The sequence below is a fragment of the Rhizobium nepotum 39/7 genome (assembly GCF_000949865.1).
Taxonomy (GTDB): domain Bacteria; phylum Pseudomonadota; class Alphaproteobacteria; order Rhizobiales; family Rhizobiaceae; genus Agrobacterium; species Agrobacterium nepotum.
The window spans coordinates 201,941-218,693 of the sequence record NZ_JWJH01000012.1 but is presented as its reverse complement, the minus strand read 5'-3'; the positions used below and the strand labels follow the sequence as shown (position 1 = coordinate 218,693).

Sequence of the window (16,753 nt, the reverse complement as noted above, 5' to 3'; positions counted from 1 at the left end):
TCATGGAACGAGAGCCGGTCAAAATCGTTAGGGTAACGTGTGTGGCGCGACCGCGTTGCCGGCGCCGAACCCGGCACCGGAACGACAGATCTGATCTGAATGCGTTTGTCACGGGACGCGCCACGGATGGACATTCTATCTATGGGAGAGACCGCGATGACAGACCGCCTCGAGCCGCAGGACCCGCGCAGCCAGTATCCGCGCCCGCCCTTTTCGACGCCGACGCAGGAAATGCCGGGTCTGGTGACCAACATGACGCCTTTCCCGGACCATGGCGAAAAGACCTATCGGGGTACCGGTAAACTTGCCGGCCGCAAGGCCCTGATAACCGGCGGCGATTCCGGCATCGGGCGCGCCGTGGCCATTGCCTTTGCGAGAGAAGGCGCGGATGTGGCGATTTCCTATCTTCCGGAAGAGGAAAGCGATGCAGAGGAGGTCGTGGCGCTTATCGAGAAGGAAGGCCGCGTGGCGGTGGCGTTGCCTGGCGATATTACCGACGAATCCTGGTGCCGCGAACTGGTTGAAAAAGCTGTTGGCGATCTCAACGGGCTGGACATTCTGGTGATTAACGCCGCACGGCAGCAATATCGCGAAGAGATAGACGAACTGTCGACAGATGATTTCGATCGCACAATGAAAACCAATCTCTATGCGCTGCACTGGATTGCGCAGGCCGCTGTTCCCTATCTGAAGCCGGGAGCGTCGGTCATCACCACGGCGTCGATCCAGGCCTATGAGCCTTCCGCGATCCTGCTCGACTATGCGACCACCAAAGCCGGCATCGTCGCTTATACGAAAGCGCTTGCCAAGCAGCTCATCGAAAAGGGTGTACGGGCCAATGCGGTTGCGCCCGGTCCTTTCTGGACGGTTCTGCAGCCGAGCGGCGGCCAACCGGATGAGAAGGTCAGGAATTTCGGGAAGGACAGCGATTTCGGCCGTCCGGGACAACCGGTGGAACTGGCGCCCGTTTATGTGTTGCTGGCCTCGCAGGATGCGAGCTTCATCAACGGCGAGGTTTACGGCGTGACCGGGGGCAGGGGCATCGCCTGAGGCGATGCCGGTTCGTCAGCCTTTGAGGATTTGACATGAAACGGCAGGCAGAACGTTCAGACAGAGATGTAAACCCCTTCGATGTCCGCGACCGGCTGATACTGGCGCTTTATGCGCAGCTGAAGGCCGAGCGGCAAACGCGCGAGGCCATGGAATGGGTCATCCGCAATGGCGGGCTTTCGCCGGAGGTGCTGGAGGCGATGGCATCCGATCCGGTGCCGGTGCTGGCGGAAGCGGACGTTCCCGCAATCGAGCGCATTCTCGCTGCCGACCGGGGCGGCGAACGGTTCTCCCGCAACGGCGATCACGGACGGCGATCATGAACCGCAGGGCAAGCTGGAAAGGCCATCTGGCATTCGCCGATTTCAGCTGCGAAATCGGCCTTTATTCCGCGCTCACCTCATCCGAGAAGATCTCCTTCAACATCGTCAACCGCAAGACCGGGCACCGGGTGGAGCGGCAATATGTCGATGGCGATACCGGCGAGGCCGTCGATCGCGAGGATCAGGTTAAGGGATACGAACTCGACAATGGCGATCATATCGTCATTGAGGGAGACGAGATCGCAACGCTGATGCCGGAAAACGACAAGGTCATCCGCGTCAGGCATTTTTTGAGCTACGATGAGATCGACAAGCTCTATTTCGACAAGCCCTATTATCTTGCGCCGACGCAGGAGGGCGGTGAGGAAGCCCTGACGCTGCTGGCGAAAGCCATGGACGACGAGAAGGTCGTCGCACTCGGCGAGGCGGTGCTTTTCCGCCGCAACCGCGTGGTGCTGATCCGGCCGAGCGGCAAGGCGCTCGTCGCGACGACGCTGAATTTCGGCTACGAGGTCCGTTCGCAAACCACTGTCTTCAAATCCATTCCCGATATTCAGTTCGATGACGAGATGCTGGAACTTGCCGGCCACATCATCGAGAAACGGGCGGGCACATTCGATCCGGCGGAATATACCGACCGTTACAATGAAGCGCTGGCGGGACTGGTGAAAGCCAAGATCGAAGGCCGGGAAATCCGCAAAACACCGCCGCGGAAAGAGGACAATGTCATCGATCTCAAGGAGGCCCTGCGCCGCAGCGCCGATGTCGGAAAGAGCGGGAAATCCGCCTCCGGTACGGGACGCAAATCCTCCCGGAAAGCGAGCTGATCCATGGGCTTGCAGACCTATAACGCCAAGCGCCGCTTCGACAGGACGCCCGAACCGAAAGGAGCGAAAGCCGAAACGAAAGGGTCGAGTTTCGTGGTGCAAAAGCACGATGCCCGCCGGCTGCACTATGATTTCCGGCTGGAGATGGATGGCGTGCTGAAAAGCTGGGCGGTGACGCGCGGTCCAAGCCTCGACCCGGAGGACAAGCGCCTTGCCGTGCATGTCGAGGACCATCCCTTAAGTTATGGCAGTTTTGAAGGGGTCATTCCGAAGGGCCAATATGGCGGCGGCACCGTCATTCTGTGGGATCGCGGAGTCTGGCATCCGATTGGTGACGCGAGGAAGGGTTATCGCAAAGGTCATCTGGAATTCGAGCTGGAAGGCGAGAAGCTGAAAGGTCGCTGGCATCTGGTGCGCATGCATGGAAAACCCGGCGAAAGCCCAGAGAACTGGCTTCTCATCAAGGGTGATGACGAAGAGGCAAGGCGCGAAGGCGGTGCCGATATTCTGGAGGAGCGGCCGGAATCCGTATCCACCGGACGCAGTGTCGAGGAGGTTGCCGCCAGACCGAAGGACACCTGGAATTCGAAGCCCGTATCGAAAAAAGCCGTCGCTTCATCCTCCGGCAAAAAACAGGCGCATGCTCTGCCCAAAGGTGCGCGCAAACAGGCTATGCCGTCTTTCGTGCCGCCGGCGCTTGCAACATTGAAACCGAAGCCGCCCGCTGGCTCGCGCTGGCTGCATGAGATCAAATTCGACGGCTACCGGCTGCAAGCCCGTCTCGATCACGGTACGCTTCAGCTTCTGACCCGCAGCGGGCTGGACTGGACGGAGAAGTTCGGCGAAGCGGTGGCAGGAGCGCTAAAGGCGCTGCCCGCGGAAACGGTGCTGATCGACGGCGAAATCGTTGTGGAGCGCGACAGCGGCGCCTCCGATTTCTCGGCCCTGCAGCAGGATCTGAGCGAGGGGCGTAGCGACCGTTTCGTCTTTTACGCCTTCGACCTCCTGCATCTCGACGGCGCGGATCTGCGGGGCGCGGCGCTGAGCGACCGCAAGGCGCTGCTCGAAAAGCTGCTGCCCGCCGGCGAACCGCATCTCCGTTACAGCCAGCATTTCGAGGAAAGCGGTGCGCTTGTGCTTGACCATGCCTGCCGTCTCAGTCTCGAGGGTGTCATTTCCAAGGTCAGGTCCAGTAAATACGTCTCCGGCCGCAAGGGGGACTGGATAAAGTCCAAATGCTCCATGCGGCAGGAATTCGTCATCGGCGGCTACACGCTGTCCTCCACCTCGGAACACGCGATCGGTTCGCTGGCTCTCGGCGTTTATGAGGAAGGCAAGCTGCGCCATGTCGGCCGTGTCGGCACCGGTTATTCCGGTGAAATGGCCGAGATGCTGCTCGGCCGCCTGAAGCCGCTGGAAAGCAGGGAAAGCCCCTTTGCCGAAAGGCTCACAGCACTTGCCCGCCGCGACCTCAATTTCGTCAAACCGGAACTGGTGGCGGAAGTGGAGTTCCGTGCCTGGTCGGCGGATGGCATTCTACGCCATTCATCTTTCCGGGGCTTGCGGGAAGACAAGCCGGCGGTTGAAATCGAACGCGAGGAAAAAGTTGTGTCCGAAACCAAGGCAGCGCAGAGCAAGATCAAGTTCACCCATCCGGACCGTCTCTATTGGCCGAAGGATGGGGTGACCAAGGAAGGGCTGGCCGATTATTATGCGCAGGTCTGGCACTATATGGCCCCCTTTGTCGTCAACCGTCCGCTGGCGCTGCTACGTTGCCCGGAAGGCATCGATGGACCACGCTTCTTCCAGAAACATGTCTGGCGCGGCGTCAACAAAGCGGTGGAGCAAATAGCCGATCCGAAGGACAAGGGCGGTGAACCGCTGATCCGCATCACCGATTTTGATGGTATCATGGCGCTGGTCCAATCCGCAGCACTTGAAATCCATCCCTGGGGTTCGACGACCGCGAGCTGGGAGAAGCCAGATATCATTACCATGGACATCGATCCCGGCGAGGATGTTTCCTGGAAAGAGGTGATCGAAGCGGCGCTGGAACTGAAACGGCGTTTCGAAGATGCGGAACTTGCCGCCTTCGTGAAAACATCCGGTGGCAAGGGCCTGCATGTCGTCGCTCCATTGAAACCACAGGCCGGCTGGGCCGCCGTAAAAGCCTTTGCCAAGGCCATGGCAGCCGACATGTCGAAGGCTGAACCCGATAAATATCTGGCGGTGGCGACGAAATCGAAGCGGACCGGCCGCATCTTCATCGACTATCTGCGCAACGGCAGGGGCAATACGGCGGTCGCGCCCTATTCGACCCGCGCCCGGCCGGGAGCCGCGATTTCAGCGCCGCTCGAGTGGCGGGAGCTGTCGTCGGAAATCGGCCCCGCATATTTCACCGTCAACAACTTTGGCGCCCGCCTTTCTGCTCTAAAGAAAGATCCATGGGACGGCTTTTTTGCTGCGGCCCGGCCGTTGCCAAAAAAGGCGCGCTGAACCTTCAGCGTCTTTTGTCTGCGGCAAGGCTTTTCTTCAGGGCATCCATGATGTTGATGACGTTGCCGCCTGTGCGCGCCTTCGTGCCGGTTTTCTTTTCGGAGGAAGGCGCGGCCTTGCTCTTGGTTTTCAGCAGGGCGCTGATCTTTTTCTGGATCGGGTCCTGTACCAGAGCCGGTTTCCATCCCATCACCTGTTTGCCGATGCGTTTTTCCATGGCTTCCAGCAGCGGCTTTTCTATTTTCATCCTGGGGTCCAGCGCATCGATGCTTTCGCGCACCTCCTCGCCATAATGCAGCGTCCACAGGATGATGCCCTTGCCGGAAGGTTCCAGCAGAACCGCCCGTTCGCGGCGGTAAATCACCAGTCGGGCGATGCCGAAAACGCCGTTCGCCGTCATGGCTTCGCGAATGACGCTGAAGGCTTCCGTGCCGATCTTGTCCTCCGGGCGCAGAAAATGCGGACGGTCGTACCAGATCCAGTCGATCGAACCGGCGGGAACGAAAGTCTTGATGTCGATGGTGCGGGTGCTTTCCAGCGCCACCGCATCGATCTCGTCGTCTTCCAGCAGCACATAATCATCCTCAGCGCGGGGAAAACCCTTCACCTGATTTTTGGCATTCACCGGCTTGTGGGTGACGCTGTCGACATAGCGGCTTTCGACGCGATTGCCGGTTTTTCGGTTGAGAATGTGGAAGCGGTATTTATTGCTTTCAGTGGTGGCGGGCGTCAGCGAAACGGAGGCCGTCACCAGCGACAGCTTCAGATACCCCTTCCAGAAAACCTGCCTTGCCATGATCTGCGATCCGCTTCGTCGCCAGTGGTCTCCCGGATCAAACAGCCGCAGGGTGGCTTTTGTTCCGGGAGCACTGACAAATCCGGCGAGATCAGCGTGTCAGCCGAACAGCGACGTCAGCCCATAGACGGCTGCGGAGATGAGGGCGGCGGCCGGCATGGTCACGACCCATGCGATGACGATGTTGCCGGCAAGGCCCCAGCGCACTGCTGATACGCGACGGGCGGCACCGACGCCGATGATGGCGCCCGTGATCGTATGGGTGGTCGATACCGGAATGCCGAGCCATGTCGCGCCGAACAGGGTCAGCGCACCGCCGGTTTCGGCGCAGAAACCCTGCATCGGGTTCAATCTGGTGATTTTCGAGCCCATGGTGTGCACGATCCGCCAGCCGCCGAACAGCGTGCCGAGTGCCATGGCCGACTGGCACGAGATGACGACCCAGAATGGCACGTAGAAGCTCTCTCCCAGATGCCCCTGGCTGAAGAGCAGCACGGCGATGATGCCCATGGTCTTCTGTGCGTCATTGCCGCCATGGCCGAGCGAATAGAGCGAGGCGGAAATGAACTGCATGACGCGGAAAGTGCGGTCCACCGCAAAGGGCGTCTGGCGCACGAACAGCCAGGAAACGGCAAGCACCAGCAGCAGTGCCAGGAAAAAGCCGATTGCCGGCGACATGAAGATTGCGCCCACGGTTTTCAAAAGACCCGACCAGACGATGGAATTGAAACCAACCTTTGCAAATCCCGCACCGACGAGACCGCCGATCAGCGCGTGTGACGAGCTGGAGGGGATGCCAAAAACCCAGGTGACGATATTCCAGACGATAGCGCCCATCAGCGCCGCGAAGATGATCTGCGGGGAAACGATGGCCGGATCGATGATGCCGGTGCCGAGCGTTTCGGCCACATGCAGGCCGAAAAACAGGAAGGCGATGAAATTGAAGAAGGCCGCCCATGCCACTGCATATTGCGGGCGCAACACGCGGGTGGAGACGATGGTGGCGATGGAGTTTGCAGCGTCGTGGAGACCGTTCAGAAAATCGAAGAACAGGGCGATGGCTATGAGGCCGATAAGCAACGGCAATGCAAGCGCGACATCCATCAGACGTTCTCGATAACGATGCCGCTGATCTCGTTCGCCACGTCCTCGAAGCGGTCAACGACCTTTTCGAGTTCGCCGTAGATCTCGCTGCCGATCATATAGGCCATGGCATTGCCGGCCGCGCCATGGCGCCGGAAGAGGTCTTTCAGGCCCTGGTCATAAAGTTCGTCGGAGTGGCCTTCGACACGGGTGACTTCTTCTGCAATGACAGACAGGCGCTGCGCATTGGTGCCGACCTTTTCCAGAAGCGGAATGGCTTCGGCAATCAGGTTTGCGGCGCGCACGATCTCATGGCCCATCTCCCGCATCAGCGGGTCGAATTCCGTTTGCTCGAACAGGCGGATGGTCTTGACGGTCTTGTGCATCATGTCGATGGCATCATCCATGGACTGGATGAGATCCTTGATGTCGCCACGGTCGAAGGGGGTGATGAAGCTGCGCCGCACCGCGAGCAGAACATCGCGGGTAATGTCGTCCGCCTGATGTTCCAGCGCGACGATGAGGTCGCAATTCTTCTCGACGTCGACGCCGCTCAAAAGGTGATCCAGAGCTGCGGCGGCTTTGACGACGGTTTCCGAATGTTTGCTAAACATATCGAAGAAACGGTCCTCGCGCGGCATCAGCTTGCGAAAAATGCTCATCATGCGAATTGGCCCTCAATGGCGCTTGATCAGTTGTGGGGGGTGATTGTCATAAAAGTGTCATAAATGCACGCGGGGCATTGATGCAACCCGGAAAATCAGCAGTATCAACGGATATGAAATCCACGAAGAAAAGCCGGAAAGCCCGTCCGGCCCGTTCCCTGACATTGCTCCAGCAGCTTGCTGCGGTTCCGGAAAAGCTTTTCACCGATGCTTTCCGGCAGCAATATGCCGCCTTGTGCTTCCGTTATGCTGATGGTGGCGAAGATATCGAAATCCTCGTCGTCACCTCACGCATCAGCGGCCGCTGGATCATTCCGCGCGGCTGGCCGATGAAACGCAAGCGGCCGCATGAGGCCGCCGCGATTGAGGCGCGGGAAGAGGCCGGCGTGCGCGGCCGGGTGAGAAAGGATGCGGTCGGCCGCTACACCTATCTCAAGATGCTCGACAACGGCGATGTCGCGCCCTGCATCGTCGATGTCTTCCAGATCGAGGTGACGGGAACGGAAACAAGTTTCAAGGAGCGCGGCGAACGCCTGATGGAGTGGGTTCGCCCGGATGAGGCGGCAAGGCGCGTTCGCGAAATCGAGCTGAAGTCGCTTCTGGTCGACTTCCGCCCGAAGGGCAAAAGAAAGCCCCCGGCCAGCGAGTGACAGCGGCCTGCCGGGTTGGAGCGCCATTTCCGGCCAAGAGCTGTAATGCTGCCGTAATACGCCATGCTAAACGTTGCCAGATGATTTTCGTCAGGTGCAATCATATGCGTTTACGTCGTGTCGCTTTCGCGCTTCTCGTGCGCTATATCCATCCCGTTATCGTCCTTGCCGTGCTGTTGGCTGGACCGGCCGTCATACTTTTGCTGAGGTGATAAAGCCGCGATGCTTTTTCTGCAATCCCCGCGAAACTCACGCAAAAGCCAAACCCTTCAGTGTGGAGCCTGGGAAGGTTGCGCTGGGCTATCCGCCAGCCCCGCTTCACCTGCCTCGTCCGGTGCTTTCGGCAGGAAGCGGGCGAGGCGTCGGGTGATGCTGTCGATATAGGACAGGATCGTCGGTACGACGATCAGCGTGAGAAGGGTGGAACTGATGAGGCCGCCGATCACCGCATGCGCCATCGGCGCGCGCTGCGCCCCGCCGCCGCCGACCGCCATGCCAAGCGGGATCATGCCGAAAATCATCGCAAGTGTCGTCATGATGATCGGCCTGAAGCGGATGATGCCGGCGTTTGCCAGCGCCTCGTTCAACGGCAGCCCGCGCTTCCTTTCCCGATTGGCGAAATCGACCAGCAGGATGCCGTTCTTGGTGACGAGGCCCATCAGCATGATGAAGCCGATCAGCGAGAACATGTTGATCGTGCTGCCGGCCACCATCAACCCGACAAGGACGCCGACAAGCGACAGCGGCAGCGACGCCATGATGGCGAGCGGCTGCAGGAAGCTGCCGAATTGCGAGGCGAGCACGATGTAGATGAAAATGACCGCCATAACGAGCGCGGTGACCATGTGGCCGACGGTCTCCTGCATGGTTTCGGCATCGCCGCCGAAGCGGATGCGATAACCCTCCGGCAGATCGCGGGCGTCGGTGAGGTTCTTCAACTCGTCCGTCACCTCGCCAAGCGACCGCCCGGCGATATTGGCCGAAACCAGCACCTCGCGGTGATTGTCGATGCGGCGGATTTCGGCGGGCGCTTTTACGGTGTCGATATCGGCGACCTGATCGAGACGCACCATGAGAGGTGCACCGTTCGATGCCGTGCGGCCGGTCGCGACCATCAATTCACTGAGCGCCGTCGTATCGGAACGCCGCTCACCGGGCAGGCGCACGACGATGTCGTAGCTGTTGCCGTCTGCATCCGTCCATTTTGACACGTCTTCGCCGCCGACGAGGGGCTGGAGTGCTGATGCCAGATCGGATCGGGCGATGCCGAGGTCGCTCGCCGCCTCGCGCTTCAGGCGTATCGAAAGGATCGAAGTCAAGTCCCGGGCGCTCGACGTCACATCCACGAGGCCGGGGATATTTTTCATCTCTTCTACAAGATCGGCGGCGGTTTTTTCGAGGATCGCGCGGTCGTCGCCAAGGATACTGAGCTGCACCGGGCTTTCGTCACCGCCAAGACCGCTCTGCAGGATCGCGATCTCTATACCGGGTATGGCGGACAGGCGCTTGCGGATTGGATCGGCCAGCGTGACCGGGGTCCGGGTGCGGGCCGAAAACGGCACCAGCCCTACGAGGACGGCGGCGCGGTGTTTGCCGACGGTGGCTCCGGTGTTGACGGTGGAATAAAGCGTCTCGACCTCAGGAAACTCCTTGAGCGCCTTTTCGACCTGCCGCACCTTGGCCGTGGTGTAATCCAGCGAGGAGCCGACCGGTGCCCTGACGTCGATCTGGAAGCGGCCTTCGTCCGTATTCGGCACGAATTCCGCACCGACCAGCGGCACCATGAACAGGCTGCCGATAAAGATGCCCGATGTGACGAGCAGGGTGACAAGCCGGTGGCGCAATGTCCAGCCGATCACATATCGGTACCTGTTGGCCAGCCATTCGAAGCCGCGATCGAAACGCGCGATCAGCCGGCCGACCGGCCCGCGTCGGGCGTCGGGTTGGGCATCCGGATCGTACCAGACGCTCGACAGCATCGGATCGAGCGTGAAGGCGACGAAGAGCGAGATCAGCACGGCGGCGGAAACGGTGACGCCGAATTCGTAGAAAAACCGGCCGACGATGCCATCCATAAAGGCGACCGGCAGGAAGACCGCGACGATGGTCGCCGTCGTCGCGATCACCGCAAGCCCGATTTCGTTCGTGCCGTCGAGTGCGGCGCGGATGTGGGATTTCCCCATGTGCAGGTGGCGGGTGATGTTTTCGCGCACGACGATGGCGTCGTCCACCAGAATGCCGATGGAGAGTGTCAGCGCCAGCAGGCTGAGCGTATTGAGCGTGAAGCCGAGAACATCGATGACCGCGAGCGTGCCGATGATCGCGATCGGCAATGTCAGCCCGGTAATGACCGTGCTGCGCCAGGAGTTGAGAAACAGGAAAACGATGGCAACGGCGAGCGCCGCCCCCTCGATCAGCGTCGTCTGCACCTGGGTGACGGATTCCAGGATGGGTAGGGACGTGTCCGTAATGATGCGCAATTGCACGTTTTGCGGGGCAAGTTCGGCGTTGAGAAGTGCCAGATGCTTTCTCACATCCGCCACGACCTGAACCGTGTTGGCGTCCTGAACCTTGACGATGTCGATTGCCAGCGCGGCCTGGCCATTATAGAGGGCGCGGGTTTCGGGATCGGCGGCCCCTTCGGAGAGCGTGGCGACGTCGCGAAGATAGATGGCAGCACCACCGCGTCTTGCGACGACCATCTCCAGCAGCGCCTTTGGCTCGTCGATAAGACCCTGCACCTGGATCGTGCGTTCGGAGACGGCATCGATGAGGCTTCCGGCCGGGCTGTTGCTGTTGCCGGAGCGCAGCGCGTTCACCACCTCGTTGATGCCAACCTCGAGCGCGCGCATCCGCACATCGTTGATCGTGATATCGATCTGCCGCTTGCGGGCGCCCACCAGCGTTGCCTGGCCGACGCCCGCAACGGTCGTCAGTTGCCGCAGTACCCGTTGATCGGCAAGGGTGGTGAGCGTGGGCACGTCGAGCGAGGTCGAACTGATCGCCACCGACAGGATCGGTTCGGCGGCGGGATCGAACCGGGAAATGACCGGCTTCCTGGCGTCGTCTGGAAAATTGGCCTCGATGGCGGCGATCTTGTCCCGCACGTCCTGTGCCGCGGTCGCGCCCTGAACTTCGAGCTTGAATTTCGCGATGACGACGGAGCGCCCCTCGTAGGAGGTCGATGTGATCTCGTCGAGGCCGCCAATCGCGTTCAGCGCATCCTCGACCGGGCGCGTCAATTCCGTCTCCACCGTTTCCGGCGTCGCGCCGGGATAGGTGGTGACCACCACCACGACCGGAATGTCGACATTGGGGTAGAGGTCCAGCCCCAGCCGCTGCAACGAGAAAAGACCCATCACCAGAAGCGCCACCATCATCATGGTGGCGAAAACGGGGTGGGTGACGGATATGCGGGTCAGAAACATTTCAGCCTGCCTTGTCGACGGTCACGGCCATATCGGGCTGCAATTCGGGGAGCGGGGCGGCCAGGATCGTCTCGCCATCCGCAAGACCCGCACCGATCTCAATCAGGTTGCCGCCGTTCCAGCGCGGTCCCACCGCCACCGTCTGGCGGCGAAGATGACCGTTCAGCACCTTGAGGACATGATACCCGGTCTCGTCCTTCCGGAGCGCGATTGCGGGAACCACCAGCGCATCGTTTTTTTCACGAACAAGGATCGAGCCGCTGGCGAACATTCCGCCCCACAGCCGGCCGTTGTTATTGGCAAGCCGCAGATAGACGGCGACGAAGCGCGTGCCGTCCTCGGCAACCGGGCTGATACGGTCGACGGTGCTTCTGACGATCTGGCCGCCAAGGCCGTCAATCTCCAGCTCCGCCGTCTGACCGAGGGCCACGCGCGGAATATCGCGGGTGGCAACGAGAACCTTCGCCTCCAGCACACCTGTATCGACGAGGGTGAGAAGTTCGCCATCGGCACTGACGCGCGAACCCGCCTCGGCCTGCCGGCGGGTGACGGTGCCAGTAAAAGGCGCGCGGATTTCGGCGTTGCGAAGCGCAAGGCGGGCGATATCCGTCTGCGCCGAAAGGCTCTGGAGCCTCGCCGTCTTCACCACGACGTCGCTTTTGGCTTTGTCGAGCTGCTCCGCCGATGTGATGTTCTTCGAGGCAAGCTGTTCGGTTCGGGCGAGAGCCTGCATTGCCAGCGCCAGTTCGGCCTCGGCCGCATCCCGGTCGCTCTGTCGTTGCAGCAGCGTCGATTGCAGTTCTTCGGTTTCGAAACGCACGAGCACATCGCCCGCCCGCACCGCCTGTCCTTCCCTGACATTCATCTCGAGAATTTTTCCGGCCTCGCGGGCACGGATCACGACACGGCTGACCGGCTGAAGCTCGCCGCCAATGCTGAGCCGCTCCACCATCGCTGTGGGTTTGAGCCGTATCATCTCGGCCTGTGTCAGCTCAAGCGGCCTGCTTGTTCCAATCGTCGGGACCGAGGCCACGACGTCCTTCACACGTTCGTTCGCATCGACAGTTCCCCCGGCGGGGTCGAAATAGATGAATGCCAGCGTGCAGCCTCCAGCAAGAAGACCAGCTTTCAGCAAACCCGTCGCGCATTTGAACGCCATAGCCTCTATCCTTTTGAGCGGATGCGAAGATGAGCGCTCGCGGCGATCTCATCTCTCAGGCTGTCTGTTTAGGCGTCGACAATTGCAACAGCATTACCTGGTTGCGACCGGTTCCGTAATCCTGCCGCAACGTTGGTGCTAAAGAAGCGGGAAATAAATGACGGTGAGCGGCATGAGACTTCTACTGGTCGAGGATGAGAAAGAACTGGGTGCCGCACTGGGTGTCACGCTCGGCAAGCAGGGGATCGTTATCGATCATGCGATGCTGCTGGCAGACGCCTACGAGCTTACGCTTCAGAACACGTATGACGCCGTCCTTCTCGATCGCCGCTTGCCTGACGGGGAGGGACTGACATTTATCCCCACGCTCAGGCGCTCCGGTGTCCTGACGCCCGTGATCGTGCTGACGGCGCGAAACGAACCCAGGGAGCGGATCGAAGGTCTTGACGGCGGCGCGGACGATTATCTCGGAAAGCCGTTTCTGGTGGAGGAGTTGCTGGCGCGGTTACGCGCGGTCCTGCGCCGCCCCGCCGCCATCGTTGAGAAGACCATATGTGTCGGAGGGATCGTCATCGATCCGCTCCACATGAGTGTTACCATTGGCGCCGCCGCCCTCGATCTGCCACGCCGTGAATTGGTCGTTCTCATCGCGCTGGCCAAGCGTAAAGAGAGAACGGTGCTTCGTTCCACACTTGAGGCGGCGGTTTACAACTACGAGGAAGAAATTCAGTCCAATGCGCTCGATGCGCATATTTCCAGACTGCGCAAACGCCTGACCGAAGCGTCGGCCGGGGTGTCGATCTACAACGTCCGCGGCGTCGGATATCTCCTGAGGGAAGGTTGATGGTCACGGCGACACAATCCAATCCATCGCTCCGTTTCAGATTGAGCTGGCAACTCAGCGCCGTATTTCTCGGGGTGGTCGCCACGGTCATTGTCGGCCTTTGCGTCTACGGCGTGATGATCCTGTCGCCGAATGCGGGGTTACAGACAAAATTGACGGCTGCGCTCGATGAAGCTCTACGAAAAGACGAGGGCGGCAGGTTCGTCATATCCGAGGGCCCGTTACTTAGGGCTTTCAAGGCACAGAACGACAAGCTCTGGTTCGTCGTAACGGCGGATGGCCAGACGCTTTCCTATGGCGAGGTGCCTGGGCGTTTTCGCGATCTTTCGCCGTTTGTATATCTGATCAAAGACGCCGATATACGCGAGGCCGCGCAGGATGTTGAAACCGCCTCGATCGACAGCATTACGACCTCGGTCGGCGACTTCAGGGTGATGTATGGCGGCAATGGCAACCGCACCGCGACCTTCCTTACACTGTTGATGGGCACCTATCCCATTTATGTTCCCCTGTTGCTGATCGCCCTGCCGGCGGTTTTCCTGACCGTGCCGCGCATCGTTCGCGGCGCACTCACCGGCCTCGACGCCGTGGTGCGCAGGGCGCCGGAAATCGATCCACGCCACGCGGGTTCCCGCCTGCCGGTCGAGAACGTGCCCAGGGAAGTTCTGCCGTTGATCGTTTCATTCAACAGCATCCTTGCGCGCCTCGAGGATCAATTCCAGGCAAGGCAACGGTTCCTCATCGATGCGGCTCACGAGTTACGGACACCGATCACCATCCTGCAAACCCGCATCGAAGGCATGGACGAGGGGGGCGAGCAGCGCAAGCTTCTCGGCGATGTGGCGCGCCTGGCCGAGGCCGCCGAACAGCTTCTCGCTTTCGAGCGCAACGAGCAGGCCGCGGACCTGTGGGAACCCCTGGACGTTGTCGATATCGCGCGGTCGGTCGTAGCGGATCTGGCTCCTGTCGCTGTTGCCGCCGGCTACGATATCTCCTTCGAGAGCGACGTCGAGATCCTGAGACGCCAGGGCGAACCAACCGCGCTTTCTCGCGCGATTGCCAATCTTGTACGCAATGCGATCGATCACGCCGGCAACAGAGGCGCAATCTCGATCAGCGTATCGGCGGATGGGAGGATCGCCGTTGCCGATGAAGGTCCGGGAATCCCGGCCGATCAGCAGGGACTCGTCTTTGAGCCTTTTTACCGGGTGACACCAAGCAGCAAGGGTGCCGGTCTGGGTCTGGCGCTGGTCAGGCAAATCGCCGCCAATCATGGCGGCAAGGTCACTCTGGACAGCACTTCGTCGGGCACGGCTTTCGAAATCCATCTATGATCCGGGCGCGTTCCGCCGACATCCACCGAAAGGCTTCTCTGTAATACTGCCGCAATTCTCCCTGCTCATCCTGGCCAAGCGACATCAACAAAGGAGCTGGCATCGTGGGCCTTCGACATTCTCGGGACGTTCTGTTTTTGAAGATCGACGCCATAAATATCCATAGATCGGGTTTCGCTGCATTTGTCCTGCCTCTGGCAATGCAGCTGTCCGGCTGTACCTCTGTTCCCCTTCAAGAGGGAGGAACGCTGACATCCTACAATCAGCTCAGTCCGGCCAAGGGAAAATACACCAGGTCCCGGACTTTCGTCGATGCGCAAGGGCTTGCAGGTGTCAAAACCGTATCGATCCTGCCAACGACATTCTCGTTTGGCGCGGCATCGCGCATCAGCAATCCGCAGGACAGGGCGCTCGTCTCCAACGCGCTTGATCGCGCTGTCTGTGTTTCACTGAGCGATAAATACCAGATCGTGCCGACCGGGTCTCCGGCCGATCTGACTGTCAGGACCGTGGTAACCGACATCGTTGCGACAGACAAAACAATAGCTGGGGTTTCAACGGCGGTATCGCTTGGCAGCAGCTTTGCGCTGCCCGTGGGAATTCCGCGCCTTCCGGCGGGCCTCGGCGGCCTTGCCATTGAGGCCGAGGCGGTCGATGCCGGCGGCACGCAGAGAGCGGCGATCGTCTGGTCGAAAGGGGCGAATTCGATCACCAACAAGCCGAGGGTTTCTGAAGTCGGCGATGCCTACAGCCTCGCCGGCAATTTCGGAAAATACTTCTCCCGCATGATTGCCGCCGGCAAGGTACCTGAGGGGCTCGACATTTCGTTACCCTCGGGGCAACGCATCAATTCCGCGCTCGGGGGAAAGCCGAAATATATGGCGTGCGATGCTTTTGGCCGTTCACCCGGTCTGGCCGGCATGGTGGCGGATAAATTCGGCGCGCCGCCGCAATGGACGGACAAACAACCGAAATCGTTGCCTCAATAGAACTGGATGGCGCGGCGGAGGTATCCTCCGCTCGCCTTCATGCCGCGATGCCGAGTTTTTGCAGGCCGCATTCGCGGACGATCTCGGCAATATGGGCAAATTGCGCTGAAAGCGGATTAGTCTTGCGCCACACCATGCCGATGGTGCGGGACGGCCGTGGTTCCGCCAGTCGGAACACCGAGACGGTGGATTGCCGTGTTTCCATATCGACTGCCATCTGCGGAATGAGCGTAACGCCGATACCGGCGCCGACCATCTGCACCAGCGTAGAAAGCGAGCTGCCCTCCATCAGCACGCGTGGCGGCGCGTTGGTCGTGCTGCAAAAGGAGAGCGCCTGATTGCGGAAGCAATGGCCCTCCTCGAGCAGCAGCAGGCGCATTTCCCCGAGCTTGTCGGCGCTCGGCACCGGCATTCCCGCATCCTCCATCGGTCGGACCAGAATGAATTCCTCCGAAAACAGCGGAACCTCTTCCAGCGACGGTTCCGACACGGGCAAGGCGACGATCGCCATGTCCAGCTTCGCTTCCAGAAGGTCTTCGATGAGTTTCTGCGTCACCGCCTCGCGCGGGCGCGTCTCCAGACCGGGATAGTGCCGGGTGAGCGTCTTGATGACCTGCGGTAAAAGATAGGGTGCCACGGTCGGAATGACGCCGATGCGCAGGCGCCCGCTGAGCGGGCCGTGCCTTGCCCGCGCCAGATCCTGCAACTCATCCACCGAGCGCAGGATCAGGCGGGCGCGTTCGGCAAATTCATCGCCGAGCGCGGTCAGCCGGATGCGGCGGCTGCCTCGTTCGACAAGCGGCGCGCCGATAAGCTCTTCCAGTTCCCTGATCTGCAGCGAAAGCGCCGGTTGGGAAATGGCGCACGCCTCCGCCGCCCGCCCGAAATGGCCGATCTTGGCCAGAGCGTCGAAATAACGGAGGTGTTTCATGGAGAGCGCAATCATAAGCTCAGCATATCGCAGCCTTTAGAATATACAATTGGAAATTATGGAACCCGGCTGTTAGTCATCTTCATGACAGAAAGAGGATGTAGCTGTGAAAGATCATCAGCCCGCTGCACGGTTCTTGCGTTGCTATGACCCTGCTGTGAGCTCCGGTTTCAACATG

14 protein-coding genes are annotated in these 16,753 nt (G+C 60.4%); 8 read left to right on the top strand and 6 right to left on the bottom strand.

The annotated features are described in order from the left end of the window. The first annotated feature begins 156 nt into the window (after nucleotides 1-156). The 4 genes from RS75_RS14205 to ligD are packed head-to-tail and all read left to right on the top strand — an operon-like array spanning nucleotide 157 to nucleotide 4,696. A complete protein-coding gene (locus tag RS75_RS14205) occupies nucleotides 157-1,050 on the top strand; it encodes an SDR family oxidoreductase (RefSeq protein ID WP_045021490.1) in 894 nt (297 codons plus the stop codon). Nucleotides 1,051-1,085: 35 nt separating this feature from the next. Continuing rightward, the gene (locus RS75_RS14200; protein WP_045021488.1) at nucleotides 1,086-1,373 is read left to right on the top strand and encodes a hypothetical protein; all 288 of its coding nucleotides are present in this window, start codon (nucleotides 1,086-1,088) and stop codon (nucleotides 1,371-1,373) included. Further along, complete coding sequence (gene ku, locus RS75_RS14195) at nucleotides 1,370-2,200, top strand: non-homologous end joining protein Ku (protein ID WP_045021485.1); 831 nt, start codon at nucleotides 1,370-1,372, stop codon at nucleotides 2,198-2,200. Before RS75_RS14200 ends, ku (RS75_RS14195) begins: the two co-directional genes overlap by 4 nt. Nucleotides 2,201-2,203: 3 nt before the next feature. Then, nucleotides 2,204-4,696, top strand: a complete 2,493-nt coding sequence (gene ligD, locus RS75_RS14190; protein ID WP_045021483.1) for a DNA ligase D — start codon at nucleotides 2,204-2,206, stop codon at nucleotides 4,694-4,696. Nucleotides 4,697-4,700: 4 nt separating this feature from the next. On the opposite strand, the gene ku (RS75_RS14185) is transcribed toward ligD, so the two are convergent. The 3 genes from ku (RS75_RS14185) to RS75_RS14175 all read right to left on the bottom strand — a co-directional run bounded on the left by ku (RS75_RS14185) (nucleotide 4,701) and on the right by RS75_RS14175 (nucleotide 7,240). Beyond that, complete coding sequence (gene ku, locus RS75_RS14185; RefSeq protein WP_045021482.1) at nucleotides 4,701-5,492, bottom strand: non-homologous end joining protein Ku; 792 nt, start codon at nucleotides 5,490-5,492, stop codon at nucleotides 4,701-4,703. A gap of 99 nt (nucleotides 5,493-5,591) precedes the next feature. Continuing rightward, complete coding sequence (locus tag RS75_RS14180) at nucleotides 5,592-6,596, bottom strand: inorganic phosphate transporter (protein WP_045021480.1); 1,005 nt, start codon at nucleotides 6,594-6,596, stop codon at nucleotides 5,592-5,594. Further along, nucleotides 6,596-7,240, bottom strand: a complete 645-nt coding sequence (locus RS75_RS14175; protein WP_045021478.1) for a DUF47 domain-containing protein — start codon at nucleotides 7,238-7,240, stop codon at nucleotides 6,596-6,598. The genes RS75_RS14180 and RS75_RS14175 overlap by 1 nt, the downstream gene beginning before the upstream one ends. Nucleotides 7,241-7,353: 113 nt before the next feature. On the opposite strand from RS75_RS14175, the gene RS75_RS14170 reads away from it, so the two are divergent. After that, on the top strand, nucleotides 7,354-7,890 hold the full coding sequence (locus tag RS75_RS14170; RefSeq protein WP_045021475.1) for an NUDIX hydrolase: 537 nt from the start codon (nucleotides 7,354-7,356) through the stop codon (nucleotides 7,888-7,890). Between the two features lie 269 nt (nucleotides 7,891-8,159). On the opposite strand, the gene RS75_RS14165 is transcribed toward RS75_RS14170, so the two are convergent. Further along, a complete protein-coding gene (locus tag RS75_RS14165) occupies nucleotides 8,160-11,318 on the bottom strand; it encodes an efflux RND transporter permease subunit (protein ID WP_045021473.1) in 3,159 nt (1,052 codons plus the stop codon). Nucleotide 11,319: 1 nt separating this feature from the next. Next, nucleotides 11,320-12,477 carry an efflux RND transporter periplasmic adaptor subunit gene (locus tag RS75_RS14160; protein WP_045021472.1) on the bottom strand — a complete coding sequence of 386 codons (1,158 nt, stop codon included), beginning with the start codon at nucleotides 12,475-12,477 and terminating at the stop codon, nucleotides 11,320-11,322. A 172-nt stretch (nucleotides 12,478-12,649) separates the two neighbouring features. Between RS75_RS14160 and RS75_RS14155 the strand changes: the two genes are divergently transcribed. The 3 genes from RS75_RS14155 to RS75_RS14145 all read left to right on the top strand — a co-directional run bounded on the left by RS75_RS14155 (nucleotide 12,650) and on the right by RS75_RS14145 (nucleotide 15,644). Next, on the top strand, nucleotides 12,650-13,321 hold the full coding sequence (locus RS75_RS14155; protein WP_045021777.1) for a response regulator transcription factor: 672 nt from the start codon (nucleotides 12,650-12,652) through the stop codon (nucleotides 13,319-13,321). Beyond that, on the top strand, nucleotides 13,321-14,655 hold the full coding sequence (locus RS75_RS14150; protein ID WP_045021470.1) for a sensor histidine kinase: 1,335 nt from the start codon (nucleotides 13,321-13,323) through the stop codon (nucleotides 14,653-14,655). Before RS75_RS14155 ends, RS75_RS14150 begins: the two co-directional genes overlap by 1 nt. A gap of 131 nt (nucleotides 14,656-14,786) precedes the next feature. Then, entirely contained in the window at nucleotides 14,787-15,644 is an 858-nt protein-coding gene (locus tag RS75_RS14145) for a DUF3313 domain-containing protein (protein WP_045021775.1), read from the top strand. Nucleotides 15,645-15,681: 37 nt separating this feature from the next. Here RS75_RS14145 and RS75_RS14140 read toward each other — a convergent pair whose 3' ends face one another. Continuing rightward, nucleotides 15,682-16,590 (bottom strand): hydrogen peroxide-inducible genes activator, encoded by a 909-nt coding sequence (locus RS75_RS14140; RefSeq protein ID WP_045021467.1) that lies wholly within the window; start codon nucleotides 16,588-16,590, stop codon nucleotides 15,682-15,684. Nucleotides 16,591-16,753: the final 163 nt, after the last annotated feature.

Bases quoted from the DNA above. Each gene is read 5' to 3' on its own strand.
- RS75_RS14160 (WP_045021472.1), bottom strand. From the start codon at position 12,477: ATGGCGTTCAAATGCGCGACGGGTTTGCTGAAAGCTGGTCTTCTTGCT.
- ku (WP_045021482.1), bottom strand. From the start codon at position 5,492: ATGGCAAGGCAGGTTTTCTGGAAGGGGTATCTGAAGCTGTCGCTGGTG.
- RS75_RS14175 (WP_045021478.1), bottom strand. From the start codon at position 7,240: ATGATGAGCATTTTTCGCAAGCTGATGCCGCGCGAGGACCGTTTCTTC.
- RS75_RS14180 (WP_045021480.1), bottom strand. From the start codon at position 6,596: ATGGATGTCGCGCTTGCATTGCCGTTGCTTATCGGCCTCATAGCCATC.
- ku (WP_045021485.1), top strand. From the start codon at position 1,370: ATGAACCGCAGGGCAAGCTGGAAAGGCCATCTGGCATTCGCCGATTTC.
- RS75_RS14170 (WP_045021475.1), top strand. From the start codon at position 7,354: ATGAAATCCACGAAGAAAAGCCGGAAAGCCCGTCCGGCCCGTTCCCTG.
- ligD (WP_045021483.1), top strand. From the start codon at position 2,204: ATGGGCTTGCAGACCTATAACGCCAAGCGCCGCTTCGACAGGACGCCC.
- RS75_RS14155 (WP_045021777.1), top strand. From the start codon at position 12,650: ATGAGACTTCTACTGGTCGAGGATGAGAAAGAACTGGGTGCCGCACTG.
- RS75_RS14140 (WP_045021467.1), bottom strand. From the start codon at position 16,590: ATGATTGCGCTCTCCATGAAACACCTCCGTTATTTCGACGCTCTGGCC.
- RS75_RS14165 (WP_045021473.1), bottom strand. From the start codon at position 11,318: ATGTTTCTGACCCGCATATCCGTCACCCACCCCGTTTTCGCCACCATG.
- RS75_RS14200 (WP_045021488.1), top strand. From the start codon at position 1,086: ATGAAACGGCAGGCAGAACGTTCAGACAGAGATGTAAACCCCTTCGAT.
- RS75_RS14205 (WP_045021490.1), top strand. From the start codon at position 157: ATGACAGACCGCCTCGAGCCGCAGGACCCGCGCAGCCAGTATCCGCGC.
- RS75_RS14150 (WP_045021470.1), top strand. From the start codon at position 13,321: ATGGTCACGGCGACACAATCCAATCCATCGCTCCGTTTCAGATTGAGC.